Origin of the sequence: Marinobacter denitrificans, assembly GCF_008795955.1 — a bacterium.
In the GTDB taxonomy this organism is placed as follows: domain Bacteria; phylum Pseudomonadota; class Gammaproteobacteria; order Pseudomonadales; family Oleiphilaceae; genus Marinobacter; species Marinobacter denitrificans.
On sequence record NZ_VMHN01000002.1, the window covers coordinates 297,992 to 312,248 of the forward strand.

Genomic DNA, 14,257 nt, shown 5'->3' on the forward strand with positions numbered 1-14,257 from the left:
TCCGCCCACTATTTCAGGGGGTACGGGGGTATCAGACCGCAAACTGCTTGCACAGTTGCGGTGCCATGCGGCGGTCGGGCAGGGTATTCCGATAACCGCCGAGGGCGAAGCTGTTCCGGGTCAGGCGTTGGCGGCGCGAGGATGATCCTGATAGTCGCTGCTATGATCCTCTTCGGCACCGCTACTGTCGCTGCCAGGCTTTTTTTCGGAACTGGCTTCCGACGAACCCTGCTTTTGCGGCTGCTCTTCAGGGACAATGTTGACCGCGTGGATCCCCTTGTCGCTTGGTTTCTTCTCAAAGGTGACGGGCTGGCCGGCCTTTAAAGTTTTGTAACCTTCCATTTGCACTGAAGAGAAGTGAGCAAACAGATCGTCACTGCAGCCTTCTTCAATTATGAAGCCATAACCCTTGGCATTGTTGAACCACTTTACTTTGCCTCTTGGCATGATGAACTCCCCTGTTCTTTCACTGTCAGTGTCTTTGTTATTGGTATATTCCGGGCGTTTTGCCTTGCACGGATACCGGGTTGTTACAGGCGTTCTGTAACGGGCCGCTTACGCCAATTTACAATATTTTACATTGCTATCGTACTGTTGACCAATATTCGTTCAGAGTCAATAGCAGTTATAGCTGGAATGTATGGTTGAACCGGGGTCTGAGCCTGTATCATGGCGTTATTGATAACCAGCGCACGTCCGGGTTCCTTCACGCACCTTGAAAACCGGACGGCAGACAACCATCTTTAGGAAGAGGCACCGATTTCCGGTAAAGAATCATGCGGACTATCCAGAATTCTCTACTAGTATTAAATCAGGGAGAGGACGAACAACCCGGGCGTCAGGATGATGTCAGTGTTGCTCCCGAGAAGCCTGCTCTAAAGCGTCCGGCACGCTTCAGGGTGTTGCTTCTGAACGATGACTACACACCCATGGATTTTGTCGTGGATGTGTTGATGACCTTCTTCGGAATGAACGAAGAAAAGGCGACGCAGGTGATGCTGCTCGTCCATACGCAGGGAAAGGCCGTATGTGGGGTATATACCCGAGACATCGCGGAAACAAAGGCAGCACAGGTGAACCAGTATTCTTCGGAATGCGAGCATCCGCTCCTTTGCGAGATTGAACGTGCGGACTGATAGACCTTGGGGTGGCCCATGCTGAGCAAAGATCTAGAAATTACACTGAATACGGCTTTCAAAAGTGCCCGCGACAAGCGTCATGAATTCATGACGGTGGAGCACCTTTTGCTGGCCTTGCTCGATAACGATTCGGCAGTGGGCGTCCTGAAAGCATGTGGTGCAGACCTGGCCAGGCTTCAGGAAGAACTCGTTGAGTTCGTGGATTCAACCACACCACTGATCCCCAGCAACGATAGCGAGCGGGAAACCCAACCCACGCTCGGATTCCAGCGCGTGCTTCAACGTGCTGTCTTTCACGTGCAATCCTCTGGCAAAAAAGAGGTGACCGGTGCAAACGTACTGGTGGCCATCTTCAGTGAACAGGAAAGCCAGGCGGTCTATGTGCTCAAGAAGCAGAGCATTGCCCGTATTGACGTGGTGAATTTTGTTTCCCACGGCATCTCCCGCGTTCAGGGTGCCGAAGATCAGGGAGGTCATGACCAGGCTTCTCACGAAGAAGCTGGCGAGGAGGGCGGTGCTTCGCGTCCTCTGGAAAGCTACGCAACCAATCTCAATGAACAGGCACGTCAGGGCCGCATTGACCCTCTGATCGGCCGGGAACACGAAGTGGAACGGGTTGTCCAGATCCTGGTCCGCCGTCGCAAGAACAATCCGCTGCTGGTGGGCGAAGCCGGTGTGGGCAAAACCGCGATCGCCGAAGGCCTGGCCAAACGCATTGTGGATGGCCAGGTACCGGATATCATCTCGGACGCGGTGGTCTACTCCCTGGATCTGGGCGCGCTGCTGGCCGGCACCAAGTACAGGGGCGATTTCGAGAAGCGTCTGAAAGGCCTGCTTGCGGAGCTCAAGAAAGAAAAGCACGCGATTCTGTTTATTGACGAGATTCACACCATTATCGGTGCAGGGTCCGCTTCCGGCGGTGTCATGGACGCCTCCAACCTGCTCAAGCCCATGCTGAGCTCGGGGGAAATCCGCTGCATCGGCTCCACCACCTTCCAGGAATTCCGAGGCATTTTCGAAAAAGACAGTGCGCTGGCCCGTCGCTTCCAGAAAATCGATGTGAACGAGCCCAGTGTTGAGGATACCTACCAGATCCTCAAAGGCCTGAAACCTCATTTCGAGAAGCACCACGACCTGAAATACACCGACCAGGCATTACGGGTGGCTGCGGAGCTGTCGGAGCGTTACATCACCGACCGGCATCTGCCCGACAAGGCCATTGATGTTATCGATGAGGCCGGGGCACATCAGCGCCTGCTGCCCATTGCCAAGCGCAAGAAAACCCTCGATGTATCAGAGATCGAGGACGTGGTGGCCAACATCGCCCGTATCCCGCCGAAGAACGTCTCCACCAGCGACAAGGACCTGCTCCGAAACCTGGAGCGGGACCTTAAGATGGTGGTCTTCGGTCAGGACCCGGCCATCGAGTCACTTTCCACTGCCATCAAGCTTGCCCGCGCCGGCCTCAAGGCTCCGGAGAAGCCCGAAGGCGCCTTCCTGTTTGCCGGTCCCACGGGGGTGGGCAAGACCGAAGTCACCAAGCAGCTTGCCAAAGTACTGGGGATCGAGCTGGTTCGCTTCGACATGTCGGAGTACATGGAGCGGCATACCGTGTCCCGTCTGATCGGTGCGCCTCCTGGCTACGTGGGCTACGATCAGGGTGGTCTGCTGACGGAGTCAGTGAGCAAGCATCCGCACTGTGTACTGCTGTTGGACGAGATTGAAAAGGCCCATCCGGAAGTCTTTAACCTGCTGCTGCAGGTAATGGACCACGGCACTCTGACGGACAACAATGGACGCAAGGCGGATTTCCGCCACGTGATCCTGGTGATGACCACCAACGCAGGCGCCGAGAGTATGGCCCGCCGTTCTATCGGGTTCAGCGAGCAGGATCACAGCAGTGACGGCATGGAAATTATTTCCAAGACCTTCACGCCGGAATTCCGCAACCGTCTGGATGGCATTATCCAGTTCGGCGACCTGCAACCGGCCACCATTACCCACGTGGTGGACAAGTTCCTTACCGAACTGCAGGCCCAGCTGGATGAGAAGCATGTTGTGCTTCACGTCGATGATGCTGCGAAGGTGTGGCTGGCAGAGAAGGGCTACGATGTCACCATGGGCGCGCGTCCGATGGCTCGGCTGATCCAGGACAAGATCAAGCGGCCACTGGCTGAGCAGATTCTGTTTGGTCGCCTCTCGGAACGCGGGGGTGACGTGCATATCCATCTCAAGGACGATGAACTGCATTTCGAGTATGAGGACGAACCGGCCGAGGCGGTGTAGACACCGAACTTTAGCCGGGAAAACGAAAAGCCACGCTGGAGACAGCGTGGCTTTTTTTATGAAGGTTTTCTCCCGATTGGCCCTTTTGGGGCACTCGCCCTGCCATTGCCGTCAATCCATTCCTGTTCGTTCTCTGTCAGATTGTTGTCTGCAGGCTGGGTAAACCGGCGTGAACGGGCCGCGGCCGGCAATTCCGCACGACAACAATGATAAGGAGAATCGGGAAATGAAAGCATTACACCTGCTCTTGCTGGGGGCTCTCGCGTTCTGGGCCTGGAACAGTGCCGGCGCCGGGGAGCGGCGGGAATTCTGTGTATTTGACGTAGCAGGCGCCGGGGGATTTGTTTATCGCACCCTGCAGGATTACCAGCGCAAGGCCACCATGGCCGGGGTGCCGCTTTCGATGAGGCCCTATACGAATGAAAACCAGGCGATTGCTGACTTCCGCTCCGGTCAATGCGATATCGTTGCGGTAACTGATATGGGAGCCCGGAAGTTCAATGATTTTTCGGGGTCGATCAGTGCTATCGGGGCCGTTCCTTACTATGAAGACTTGCAGGTACTGCTCCATATACTGTCCAGTCCAAGGGTAGGCCACCACCTGGAGCAGGACGGGTACGAAGTGCTTGGCGTGACGCCGATGGGTGCTGCCTATCTGTTTGTGAATGATCGCGCCATTGACCATGTGGATGCGCTGAAGAACAAGCGCATCACCGTGTTTGAGGGGCATCACGATGCCCGCCACATGGTGGAATACGTGGGGGCGGTGCCAGTGACCGCAAAGATCTCCAACTTTGCCCGCCTGTTCAATTCCGGAGAGGCGGATATCAGCTACGCGCCTGCAGCCGCCTATGAGGTGCTGGAGATGTTCCGTGGCATGGGGGAGACGGGCGGTATTGTGAAATACCCGGTTGGACAGGTCACGGTTCAGCTGATTGCCCGGCAAGGTGAATTTGATGACGCCTTCGTGCGTCAGTCACGGCGAATCATGTCGAGGCTTTATCCGGAAGCCATGCGTATTGTAAGGCAGTATGAGCGGGCGATACCCGAAGAGCGCTGGGTCGAAATATCACCAGAGGCGGTACGGGGATATCAGGAGATGCTGCGCAGCGTGCGAATTGATATGCAGGAATCCACGGAGGAGTCCGGCATGCTGGCCGCCGGAGTCTACCACGATGAAATGATGACCATACTGCGTAAGGTGCGGTGTTATACCAACCCGGGGGCAGCGGAGTGTACGGCGGAAAACCGGGAGTAGGGGGCGCCAGGTCTGGCAGCGGAGGAGAAAGCCCCGGAGCCGGGGCTATCAGATATCACATAGCTATTAGCGGGCGCGGTAAACGATGCGCCCCTTGCTCAGGTCATAGGGGGTCAGCTCAACCTTGACCTTGTCTCCTGTCAGGATACGGATATAGTTCTTGCGCATCTTGCCAGAGATGTGAGCGGTAACAATATGGCCGTTTTCAAGTTCAACGCGGAACATAGTGTTTGGAAGCGTGTCGACAATAACGCCTTCCATTTCAATAGCATCGGACTTTGCCATTCAGTAAAAACCTCGTAAATTGGCTTGCTGTGATTTTAAATTGCGCAATTCTGCCTGATTTGCCGCCATTTGGCAAAATCAGTTAACGTCCATCTTCCGCCACTGACCGTCCCGGAGAGCCTCAATGGGACGAAAACGGGTTTTGTAGTTCATCTTCCGGCACTCTTCAATCCAGTACCCCAGATACAGGTGGGGAAGCCCCAGTCGCTTGGCCTCTTCTATCTGCCAGAGTACAGCAAAGGTCCCCAGGCTCCGGTTTTCATATGCAGGATCAAACACGGTATAGATGGCTGAGAGCCCTTCGTCGAGCATATCCACGGCGGCCAGCCCCGCCAGCTTATCGCCATCCATGATTTCAACGAACCAGGAGTCGGTCGCCCCTTCAACGAGGAAGGACATGAACTGCTCGCGGGAGGGCGGGTACATGTCGCCATCGGCGTGCCTTTGTTCGATGTAGTGGGCGTAAAGGCTGTAGTACCGCTCGGAAAACGTGGCCCGGACCATTCTGCAGGAAAGGTCGGAATTTTTCTTCACCACCCGGCGCTGGCTGCGGTCAGGCTTGAACTGATCCACCTTCAGCCTGACCGGAACGCAGGCGTTACAGTGCTCACAATGTGGGCGGTAATAGTGGGAGCCGCTGCGGCGGAACCCCAGTGCGGTCAGCTGGCTGTATAACCGCTTATCAATATGGGCCCGTGGGTCGACGAACATGGTGGTTGCTTCGCGATCGGGCAGGTAGCTGCAATCGTGGGCCGGCGTGGCAAAAAATACCAGGGTTCTGAGATTACTCATTCACACCTCCGGTCTCCGGCCCACTGCCATTGAAAGTCCCAGTGGTCGTGGTCCGGACTCGTATCGACGCATGTTCTGAGTATAGATAAAAATTCACTGCGGGGAATACAGCGGGCGCCCATTCTGAGCAGGTGGCCGCTTTCCACCTGACAGTCCATGATGCGGTATCCCCACACCCTGAGCTGATTGGCCAGGTGGACCATCAGGACTTTAGAGGCGTTGGTTTCCAGGGAAAACATGGACTCGCCAAAAAAACAGCGCCCAATCGCCAGCCCGTACATTCCGCCTACGAGTTCGCCTTTCGGGTTCCAGGCTTCAATGGAGTGCGCAACGCCCTGTTTGTGCAGTTGGCCGTAGCTGTCGATCATATCCTTGGTAATCCACGTGCCTTCGGCGCGGGTGTTGGCGCACAGTCGGATAACCCGGGCAAACGCCTGGTCGGCGGTGATTGTGAAGTGGCCGCTGTTAAGTGTGCGCCTCAGGCTTTTGGCGATGTGTATTTCGTCCGGGAACAGAACGCAGCGGGGGTCAGGGGACCACCAGAGTATGGGTTGGTCGTCGCTGAACCAGGGGAAGATGCCGCTGCGGTATGCCAGTTTGAGGCGCTCGGTGGACAAGTCACCGCCGATGGCCAGCAATCCGTCGGGGTCGTCGAGGGCCTGTTCGGCGGGGGGGAACCAGAGGTGGTCTTGTTCTAGCCAGGGTAGTGAGGTCATCTGGGTCCAGAGTTCGGGTTTGCGTGTTGGTGGTGTCGGCGGGTGGGCACGGAGGTCTGAAACACGCTCAAGCACATCCATGTGGCGCTTGGGCTTCGCCATCCATGGCTCCGCACAGTTTCAGACATCCGCGCCCACCCGCCTTTTCGGGCCTGGGAGTTGCCTGCCCGGGACCATTCCCGAATTGGTTTTTCGATTAAGCTTAGTCCTGATCCAGGAACTTTTCTGCGTCCAGGGCTGCCATGCAACCGAAACCTGCGGAAGTGACAGCCTGACGGTAGACGTGGTCGGCTACGTCGCCGGCGGCGAAGACTCCGGGGATGCTGCTCTGGGTAGCCATCCCTTCCAGCCCGGAACGGATTCTGATGTAGCCGTTTTCCATATCCAGTTGGCCCTGGAACAGGTCGGTGTTGGGTTTGTGGCCGATAGCGATGAATACGCCGGCCAGGTCCCGTTCCTGGGTGGAGCCGTCTTTCATGCTTTTGATGCGCATGCCGGTAACGCCGGTGCCGTCGCCTAGGACTTCGTCGAGGGTGTGGTCCCAGACGATGTTGACGTTGCCGTTTTCGGCTTTTTCGAACAGTTTGTCCTGCAGGATCTTTTCGGCGCGCAGGCTGTCGCGGCGGTGTACCAGGGTGACTTCGTCGGCGATGTTGGAGAGGTACAGTGCTTCTTCAACGGCAGTATTGCCGCCGCCGATGACGGCGACTTTCTGTTTCTTGTAGAAGAACCCGTCGCAAGTGGCGCAGGCTGAGACGCCCTGGCCCTTGAACTTCTCTTCCGATTCCAGGCCCAGGTACATGGCCGAGGCGCCGGTGGCGATGATCAGGGCGTCGCAGGTGTATTCACCGCTGTCACCTTTGAGCCGGAAGGGGCGGTTGCGCAGGTCGGCTTCGTTGATGGTGTCATAGACCACATTGGTTTCGAAACGCTCGGCGTGCTTGAGCATGCGCTGCATCAGTTCCGGGCCCTGCACGCCGTCGTTATCACCTGGCCAGTTGTCTACGTCTGTGGTGGTGGTAAGTTGCCCACCCACCTCGATGCCAGTGATCAACGTCGGTTTCAGGTTGGCGCGGGCCGCATAGACTGCTGCGGTGTAGCCGGCCGGGCCGGAGCCGAGGATGATCAGTCGGGAGTGCTTGGTTTCGCTCATTGGGGGTCTCTCGTTAACAATTTATTCAATGACAGATACGGAGGTCAGAAGTTGCCTGATTCGTTCAGCGCTCTTTCCGGATTCTCCCTGTTCAAGGCGGTGTTCTGCAACTGCGGGAAATACGGCCTGGATGTCATCGGGCAATACATGATGGCGGCCGTCCATAAGGGCCCAGGCTCTGGCAGCACGCACCAGCCCAAGGCCGGCGCGGGGTGAAAGGCCGTAGAGTAGGCCTGGCATGCGGCGGCTTTGCTCCAGCAGTCGCTGCACGTAATCCAGCAATGCCGGGCTGGTGGTAACCCGGTTGACGGCGTCCTGTAGCGTTTGCAGGTTCTCTGCTGAGAGGATGGGCTGCAGGCGGTCAGTCATTACCCGGCGGTCCTCTCCCTCGAGCAATTCCCGTTCGGCGCGGGGGTCGGGATAGCCGAGCCGGATTCGCATCAGGAAGCGGTCAAGCTGGGACTCCGGCAACGGGTAGGTGCCACCCTGCTCAATGGGGTTCTGGGTTGCGATCACAAAGAACGGGTGCGGCAGTGGCCGGGTCTCACCCTCAATAGACACCTGTCGCTCTTCCATCGCTTCCAGCAGCGCACTCTGGGTTCTGGGGGAGGCACGGTTAATTTCGTCCGCCAGTACCACCTGGGCGAAGACGGGCCCCGGGTGGAAAATCAGGCTGCCGGCTTCCTTGTCGTACATGGAGAAGCCAAGTACGTCGGCAGGCAACAGGTCATTGGTGAACTGGATACGTTGATAACTGAGCCCCATGACTTTGGCCAGGGCGTGGGACAGGGTGGTTTTACCCATGCCCGGTATGTCTTCTATCAGCAGGTGGCCCCGGGCCAGAAGACCACAGAGTGCCAGGCGAACCTGGTGATCCTTGCCCAGCAGTATGCTGTTCAGTTCGCGGATAACGGTATCCGTCAGTTTTTTCATGTATTGATCAGTCCCTAACCCGCTTGAGAATGTCGCCATAGGCGTCAATGCGTCGGTCCCTGAAATACGGCCAGATGCGTCGAATCGATTCACTGCGTGAGCGGTTAATCGTCGTGGACAGTATGGTTTCGGAGTGATCGTCGGCTCGCGCCAGGAACTCGCCCTGGGGGCCGCAGATAAAGCTGTTACCCCAGAAGCGGATACCATCCGAAAGCCCGGCGGGATCCGGCTCTGTACCGACCCGGTTCGGGGCGATCACGGGCAGGTTGTTGGCCACGGCATGACCCCGCTGAACCGTTACCCAGGCTTCGAGCTGACGAGCCTGCTCGTCGGCGTCGTCGGTGATGTCCCAGCCGATCGCGGTAGGGTAGATCAGTACTTCAGCGCCGGCCAGGGCCATCAGGCGCGCAGCTTCCGGGTACCATTGATCCCAGCATACCAGAACGCCAAGGCGGCCCACGGAGGTGTCGATCGGGGTGAAGCCGCTGGTGCCATCGTTGAAGCAGGCGTCGCCAGGTGTGAAGTAGAATTTTTCGTAAAAGCCGGGATCGTCCGGAATATGCATCTTCCGGTACAGGCCGGCAATGCTTCCGTCCCGCTCGAAAACTACCGCGGTGTTGTGATAGACCCCATTCATCCGCCGCTCGAATATCGAGCCTACCAGGACAATTCCCAGCTCCGCCGCCAGGGCGGAGAGGCGATCGCTGGTGGGTCCCGGTATGGATTCGGCAAGCTCGAACACGGAGGTGTCTTCGGTCTGGCAGAAATACAGGGTGGCATGCAGTTCCTGCAGGACCACGAGCTGCGCGCCGTCTTTTGCAGCCTGGCGGACCAGACGTTCACTGGTGGCCAGGCTGGTGTTCTTGTCGGCACTGCAGGGCTGTTGAATGGCGGCAAGGGCCAGCGTACCGGCCGGGGTGGGGCGGATCATGCCTGAACAACTCCTGCGGGTATCTGCATGGTGACGCAGTGAAGACTGCCGTGTTGTCTGATTAACGGGCGGCAGTTAAGCGGAATCATTTCCCGGTCGGGGAAAAGCCCGGCCAGCACTTCCAGGGCCTCCTGATCCTGTGGCACGCCATAGAACGGTACCAGAACGGCGCCATTGATGATCAGGAAGTTGGCATAGGTCGCCGGCAGGCGCTCGCCTTCATCGTCGTAGATGGCATCGGGCCAGGGTAGAGGGGTCAGGTGATAGGGCTGACCATTGGCCTGGTGGAATTGTTGCAGTTCTTCTTCCATGGCCGCCAGGGCACTGTAATGTTCATCGCTCACGTCGGGACAGGCCACGTAACAGATACGATCCACCGCGCAGAAACGGGCGAGCGTGTCGATATGGCTGTCGGTGTCGTCACCGGCCAGGTAACCATGGTTGAGCCACAGAATCCGCTCGGCGCCGAGGGTTTCTCCCAGAAGGTGTTCGATTGAGGCGCGGTCCATCGACGGATTCCGGGACGGAGTCAGCAGGCACTCACTGGTGGTCAGTATTGTCCCTTCACCATCGGATTCGATGGACCCGCCTTCAAGGACGAACTCCACAGGCACCAGCGAGGTCGTGCCGAAGCTACCGAAATTCGCAAGATGGCTGTTAAGGGCGTTGTCCTTTTCCCAGGGAAACTTGTTACCCCAGGCATTGAAGCGAAAATCCAGCAGTTCCGGGCCTTTTGCGCCGGATATGGCGATGGGGCCGTGGTCACGTGCCCAGGTATCGTTGGCGGGTGCGGGGACCGCGACAACCCGGCCTGGCAGCCCCTGTTCCTGCGCGTAAGCGTTCAGATCCCGTTCCAGTTCCTGGAGGCGAAACACATGTTCACAGCTGAGCACGACATGCTCGAAGCGGAGTACAGCTCGCGCAATATCCAGGAACACGGGTTCCACCTCCGCGAGGCAGTCGCTCCAGTCGGTTCCCGGGTGGGGCCAGGTCAGCATTACGGCGCTTTGGGGTGCCCACTCTGCGGGCATCACAGGTCTGGAAGTCAAGTTGCGAACACCTTTATTCAAAAGCCGACATTCTAACGAACAGGAGGGGTTGCGTCAGGATATAATTGAACGATTTTTCAACGTCGAGGCTTGAGCACAGCATGGACGACCCTGTCGCTCTCAAAATACACGACAAAATCCTCATAATGCCACTGGGAAATAGGTGGGTCCCCCACCGGGCCCATGGTTTCCCGTGGGTTACCCCAACCGTTACGAACGCTGGCCTGGCTTACGCCGGTGCGGGGCAGGTCTGCCTCGGCACTGCGCTCAGCCTGTGACTTCACCGGCACCCGAACTTCTTCAGCAGCAACGGTGGTGAAGGGGGCCAGCGCCAGCGCGGTAAGGGTGGTGGCGGCACAGACTGCTTTTATTGTGCTTTTTTTCATCAGAGGCTTACTCCATGGCATCACATTGATAAAACGTAATATCTGACAAAGACTAACAAAAGTCAGCCCCGATTCGGTGATTTGTGGACAGTTTATTCTTTTTGGCGTTGCCGAATTTGCCAACGCATCACATGCCGGGCGATTTGCTGACGGTCGCTGTCGTGGATGTCGGTAAATTCTGTATGGACCCTGGCGCCTCCGCTTCGGTCCGGCTCGACACTGATTACCCGGGCAATGGCAACCGGCTGGAACAGCTCCGGTGGCAGGGTCATCCTCAGGGCGAGAACTTCGTCCATCGTGACGCTGCCGGTAGCCGTATGAAACGACAGGCCACCTTCGCTGAGCGTGACGTCCTGCCAGTCTTCAGGTTGCAACGGATTTTGCTCAAAGGCCATAATGCGCGCCAGCGTATCCAGCTTCCCGTTAAGTGACTTGATCAGTGAGGTCAGCAGGCGGTCACGCTCGGCCAGCGTGGCCAACTGTGCCCTGACGTCCTGATCGAGGCGTCTGAATTCCGAGCGCAGGCTTTCCAGGTGACTGCCATTAAAGGGGTTTTCCTTGGCTCGGTCCTCGGGATCGAGCTTGCGGATTTCCAGGCCAATATGATCGCTGATACGAAAAAAATCCCGGCGATCAGAAGAGATCTCTTCCGGGTTGTTATGGGGTGTCGTTGCAGGCATCGGGGCTCCAGAACACGGTATTATTGTTTGATGTTAGAAGTTTAGCAGCTTCCTGCCGCGTCGTATCGGGCAGGATTTTCGACAGACCAGAAGGTAGCGACAGGCTCCTCCCAATGTTCAGACCCTTATCACTTTATGTTGGTTTGCGGTACACCGCAGCCAAACGACGTAATCACTTTATTTCGTTCATATCACTCACTTCCATGATCGGCCTGATGCTCGGTGTCGCGGTACTGATCATTGTTCTGTCAGTGATGAACGGTTTTGACCGTGAACTCAAGCAGCGGATTCTGGGTATGGTGCCCCATGCCACCATTCAGGCCGACGGTGCGCTGCAGGATTGGGAAGATGTTGATCGCCAGGTTGAACAGCACCCATCGGTCATTGCCGCCGCGCCTTATATACAGGGGCAGGGCATGGTGACCGGTGGAGGTGATGTCCGCGGAGTGATGCTCAATGGCATTCTGCCGGAACAGGAGCGAAGCGTATCAATCATCGAAAACCACATGCTCGAAGGCGGTCTGGACGACCTGAAGTCGGGGGAGTTCGGTATTATCATCGGTAAGCTGATGGCGTCTGCGCTGCGGTTGCAGATTGGGGACAAAGTGACCGTAGTACTGCCAGAGGCTTCGGTGACACCTGCCGGTGTACTGCCACGACTCAAGCGGTTTACCGTCAAGGGTGTGTTTAGTGTCGGGGCTGAACTGGATGGCAACTACACCCTGATTCACATGGACGATGCCTCCAAGCTCATGCGCACCGGAGGCAAGGCCGAGGGGGTGCGTCTACTGGTGGACGATCTGTTCCAGGCTCCGAATGTGGCCCGAGAAGTAGCCACCGAACTCAGCGGTCGTCACTACATTTCAGACTGGACTCGTACCCACGGCAATCTCTTCCAGGCCATCCGAATGGAAAAAACCATGATTGGCCTGTTGTTGATGTTTATCGTTGCGGTAGCGGCCTTCAATATCGTTTCTACCCTGGTCATGGTGGTGACCGACAAGACGGCGGATATCGCCATCCTGCGGACCATGGGGGCCACTCCTGGCAGGGTCATGCGAATCTTCATCGTTCAGGGCGCCGTTATCGGCATTACCGGTACGATTGTGGGGACGGCGCTGGGCGTTTTTGGCGCTTACAACATCAGCGGATTCATCGCGTGGCTGGAAGAATTCATGGGGCATCAGTTCCTCAGCGCAGATGTGTATTTCATCAGCTACCTGCCGTCCCAATTGCAGTGGCAGGACGTGTGGATTATCAGCGGGGCCGGCCTTGCCCTGAGCCTGCTTGCAACGATTTATCCGGCCTGGCGTGCATCACGCGTCGATCCGGCGGAGGCTTTGCGTTATGAGTGATTCAGCAACCGAGAACAAGGAAAAGGCCCTGGTGATTGACTGTGAGAAGGTCACCCGTACCTACAATGAAGGCCCCGGAAAGCTCACAATTTTCTCGGATATTTCGCTGCGGGTATCGGCTGGGGAAAGCGTTGGTATTGTTGGCAGCAGTGGTGCCGGTAAAACAACGCTGCTGAATCTTCTCGGGGGGCTCGACAAGCCCTCCTCAGGACACATCGACATCTGCGGCCAGGACATTCATCGCATGAGTGAGGCAGGGCGCGCCCGTTTCCGGAACCGTCACCTGGGGTTTGTCTATCAGTTCCACCACCTGCTCCCCGAGTTTTCGGCGCTGGAGAACGTAATGATGCCCTGCGCCCTGGGAGGAATAGGAGTAAAACCGGCGTCGGCGAAGGCGAGTGCCATTCTGGAGCGTGTTGGCCTGGGGCATAGACTGGCCCACAAACCCGGTGAACTTTCCGGCGGCGAGCGCCAGCGGGTTGCCATTGCCCGTGCCCTGGTGAACGAGCCCGAGTGTGTGCTGATGGATGAGCCGACCGGTAATCTGGACGAGCAGACAGGAGAGGGCGTTCGCGACCTCATTGAGTCACTGCGGGATCAGATTGGTATTGCCTTTGTGTTGGTAACTCACGATATGAAGATGGCCAGGAGTCTTGGGCGGGTGTTGCGGCTGGAACAGGGAGAACTGTTTCAGGAGCTTTGATTGTCGCTGGCCCGTTCTCGCTGCGCACGCCTTGCCAGCCGCCGGTGTCGGATGCGTACCGAGCGGCGGTCTTGCCAGTCAGAGCGGACCTTGCGCCGCCACAGGAACTGGATGATGAGATAGGCCAGGCAGGCCGATAGCGTGGCGACCAGCAGTGACCCCAGGTAAAGCGGGATGCCGATGTCCAAAAGTCGCCCGCTGAGCCAGGACCAGGACAGCTGGAACTCGAAATTCAGCACCGGCCTGTCCAGAATCCAGGCCCCGACCTTGTAGTTGAAATAGAACATCGGGGGCATGGTTACGGGATTGCTTATCCACACCAGTACCACTGACAGCGGCAGATTGGCATTGAACCAGATGGCAAAGAAAGCCGCTGCCAGCATCTGGAAGGGCATGGGGATAAAGGCGAGAAAGATGCCCACCAGGAATGCGCGGGCAACGCTGTGCCGGTTAATGTGCCATAGATTGGGTTCATGAAGGATATCGCCAAGAAAGTGCAGCGATTCGATCGCGCGCACTTTTTCCGGCGATGGTAGATAGCGTTTCATGAACTTCTTTGGCATCGGGAAGTTCTGCCTGCTCAGAATGATG

At 57.3% G+C, this 14,257-nt stretch carries 16 protein-coding genes; 5 read left to right on the top strand and 11 right to left on the bottom strand.

All coding sequences use genetic code 11. The features are described from left to right. Positions 1–120 precede the first annotated feature (120 nt). Entirely contained in the window at positions 121–447 is a 327-nt protein-coding gene (locus FO268_RS23270; protein WP_150992259.1) for a cold shock domain-containing protein, read from the bottom strand. A 329-nt stretch (positions 448–776) separates the two neighbouring features. Here FO268_RS23270 and clpS point away from each other — a divergent pair, with 329 nt between their 5' ends. From clpS to FO268_RS09340, 3 genes are all read left to right on the top strand, one after another. Further along, entirely contained in the window at positions 777–1,136 is a 360-nt protein-coding gene (clpS, locus tag FO268_RS09330; RefSeq protein WP_137434762.1) for an ATP-dependent Clp protease adapter ClpS, read from the top strand. A gap of 18 nt (positions 1,137–1,154) precedes the next feature. Continuing rightward, entirely contained in the window at positions 1,155–3,425 is a 2,271-nt protein-coding gene (clpA, locus tag FO268_RS09335; RefSeq protein ID WP_150992261.1) for an ATP-dependent Clp protease ATP-binding subunit ClpA, read from the top strand. A gap of 226 nt (positions 3,426–3,651) precedes the next feature. Beyond that, positions 3,652–4,683, top strand: a complete 1,032-nt coding sequence (locus FO268_RS09340; protein ID WP_150992263.1) for a putative solute-binding protein — start codon at positions 3,652–3,654, stop codon at positions 4,681–4,683. Positions 4,684–4,749: 66 nt separating this feature from the next. Here FO268_RS09340 and infA read toward each other — a convergent pair whose 3' ends face one another. The 9 genes from infA to FO268_RS09385 form a co-directional block, all read right to left on the bottom strand. Then, entirely contained in the window at positions 4,750–4,968 is a 219-nt protein-coding gene (gene infA, locus FO268_RS09345; RefSeq protein WP_007153725.1) for a translation initiation factor IF-1, read from the bottom strand. A gap of 78 nt (positions 4,969–5,046) precedes the next feature. After that, positions 5,047–5,760, bottom strand: a complete 714-nt coding sequence (locus FO268_RS09350; protein WP_150992265.1) for an arginyltransferase — start codon at positions 5,758–5,760, stop codon at positions 5,047–5,049. After that, positions 5,757–6,476 carry a leucyl/phenylalanyl-tRNA--protein transferase gene (aat, locus tag FO268_RS09355; protein WP_150993299.1) on the bottom strand — a complete coding sequence of 240 codons (720 nt, stop codon included), beginning with the start codon at positions 6,474–6,476 and terminating at the stop codon, positions 5,757–5,759. Before aat ends, FO268_RS09350 begins: the two co-directional genes overlap by 4 nt. Before the next feature lie 202 nt (positions 6,477–6,678). After that, entirely contained in the window at positions 6,679–7,629 is a 951-nt protein-coding gene (gene trxB, locus FO268_RS09360) for a thioredoxin-disulfide reductase (protein ID WP_150992267.1), read from the bottom strand. 21 nt (positions 7,630–7,650) lie between these two features. Beyond that, on the bottom strand, positions 7,651–8,562 hold the full coding sequence (locus tag FO268_RS09365) for an AAA family ATPase (protein WP_150992269.1): 912 nt from the start codon (positions 8,560–8,562) through the stop codon (positions 7,651–7,653). 7 nt (positions 8,563–8,569) lie between these two features. Further along, complete coding sequence (locus tag FO268_RS09370) at positions 8,570–9,493, bottom strand: carbon-nitrogen hydrolase (RefSeq protein ID WP_150992271.1); 924 nt, start codon at positions 9,491–9,493, stop codon at positions 8,570–8,572. Continuing rightward, positions 9,490–10,524: an agmatine deiminase family protein gene (locus tag FO268_RS09375; RefSeq protein WP_150993301.1), complete on the bottom strand. Its 1,035-nt coding sequence runs from the start codon at positions 10,522–10,524 to the stop codon at positions 9,490–9,492. The genes FO268_RS09370 and FO268_RS09375 overlap by 4 nt, the downstream gene beginning before the upstream one ends. 95 nt (positions 10,525–10,619) lie before the next feature. After that, the gene (locus FO268_RS09380) at positions 10,620–10,928 is read right to left on the bottom strand and encodes a hypothetical protein (protein ID WP_150992273.1); all 309 of its coding nucleotides are present in this window, start codon (positions 10,926–10,928) and stop codon (positions 10,620–10,622) included. Between the two features lie 92 nt (positions 10,929–11,020). Next, complete coding sequence (locus FO268_RS09385) at positions 11,021–11,608, bottom strand: PilZ domain-containing protein (protein WP_150992275.1); 588 nt, start codon at positions 11,606–11,608, stop codon at positions 11,021–11,023. Between the two features lie 113 nt (positions 11,609–11,721). On the opposite strand from FO268_RS09385, the gene FO268_RS09390 reads away from it, so the two are divergent. Continuing rightward, a complete protein-coding gene (locus FO268_RS09390; protein ID WP_150992277.1) occupies positions 11,722–12,963 on the top strand; it encodes a lipoprotein-releasing ABC transporter permease subunit in 1,242 nt (413 codons plus the stop codon). After that, positions 12,956–13,666 carry an ABC transporter ATP-binding protein gene (locus FO268_RS09395; protein ID WP_150992278.1) on the top strand — a complete coding sequence of 237 codons (711 nt, stop codon included), beginning with the start codon at positions 12,956–12,958 and terminating at the stop codon, positions 13,664–13,666. The genes FO268_RS09390 and FO268_RS09395 overlap by 8 nt, the downstream gene beginning before the upstream one ends. Here FO268_RS09395 and FO268_RS09400 read toward each other — a convergent pair. Next, a complete protein-coding gene (locus FO268_RS09400) occupies positions 13,654–14,229 on the bottom strand; it encodes a DUF2062 domain-containing protein (RefSeq protein ID WP_150992280.1) in 576 nt (191 codons plus the stop codon). The genes FO268_RS09395 and FO268_RS09400 overlap by 13 nt on opposite strands. Positions 14,230–14,257: the final 28 nt, after the last annotated feature.

What these genes read in the sequence shown, in the direction of transcription:
- FO268_RS23270 (WP_150992259.1), bottom strand. Translation starts at nt 447, where the DNA reads ATGCCAAGAGGCAAAGTAAAGTGGTTCAACAATGCCAAGGGTTATGGC.
- clpS (WP_137434762.1), top strand. Translation starts at nt 777, where the DNA reads ATGCGGACTATCCAGAATTCTCTACTAGTATTAAATCAGGGAGAGGAC.
- clpA (WP_150992261.1), top strand. Translation starts at nt 1,155, where the DNA reads ATGCTGAGCAAAGATCTAGAAATTACACTGAATACGGCTTTCAAAAGT.
- FO268_RS09340 (WP_150992263.1), top strand. Translation starts at nt 3,652, where the DNA reads ATGAAAGCATTACACCTGCTCTTGCTGGGGGCTCTCGCGTTCTGGGCC.
- infA (WP_007153725.1), bottom strand. Translation starts at nt 4,968, where the DNA reads ATGGCAAAGTCCGATGCTATTGAAATGGAAGGCGTTATTGTCGACACG.
- FO268_RS09350 (WP_150992265.1), bottom strand. Translation starts at nt 5,760, where the DNA reads ATGAGTAATCTCAGAACCCTGGTATTTTTTGCCACGCCGGCCCACGAT.
- aat (WP_150993299.1), bottom strand. Translation starts at nt 6,476, where the DNA reads ATGACCTCACTACCCTGGCTAGAACAAGACCACCTCTGGTTCCCCCCC.
- trxB (WP_150992267.1), bottom strand. Translation starts at nt 7,629, where the DNA reads ATGAGCGAAACCAAGCACTCCCGACTGATCATCCTCGGCTCCGGCCCG.
- FO268_RS09365 (WP_150992269.1), bottom strand. Translation starts at nt 8,562, where the DNA reads ATGAAAAAACTGACGGATACCGTTATCCGCGAACTGAACAGCATACTG.
- FO268_RS09370 (WP_150992271.1), bottom strand. Translation starts at nt 9,493, where the DNA reads ATGATCCGCCCCACCCCGGCCGGTACGCTGGCCCTTGCCGCCATTCAA.
- FO268_RS09375 (WP_150993301.1), bottom strand. Translation starts at nt 10,524, where the DNA reads ATGCCCGCAGAGTGGGCACCCCAAAGCGCCGTAATGCTGACCTGGCCC.
- FO268_RS09380 (WP_150992273.1), bottom strand. Translation starts at nt 10,928, where the DNA reads ATGAAAAAAAGCACAATAAAAGCAGTCTGTGCCGCCACCACCCTTACC.
- FO268_RS09385 (WP_150992275.1), bottom strand. Translation starts at nt 11,608, where the DNA reads ATGCCTGCAACGACACCCCATAACAACCCGGAAGAGATCTCTTCTGAT.
- FO268_RS09390 (WP_150992277.1), top strand. Translation starts at nt 11,722, where the DNA reads ATGTTCAGACCCTTATCACTTTATGTTGGTTTGCGGTACACCGCAGCC.
- FO268_RS09395 (WP_150992278.1), top strand. Translation starts at nt 12,956, where the DNA reads ATGAGTGATTCAGCAACCGAGAACAAGGAAAAGGCCCTGGTGATTGAC.
- FO268_RS09400 (WP_150992280.1), bottom strand. Translation starts at nt 14,229, where the DNA reads ATGCCAAAGAAGTTCATGAAACGCTATCTACCATCGCCGGAAAAAGTG.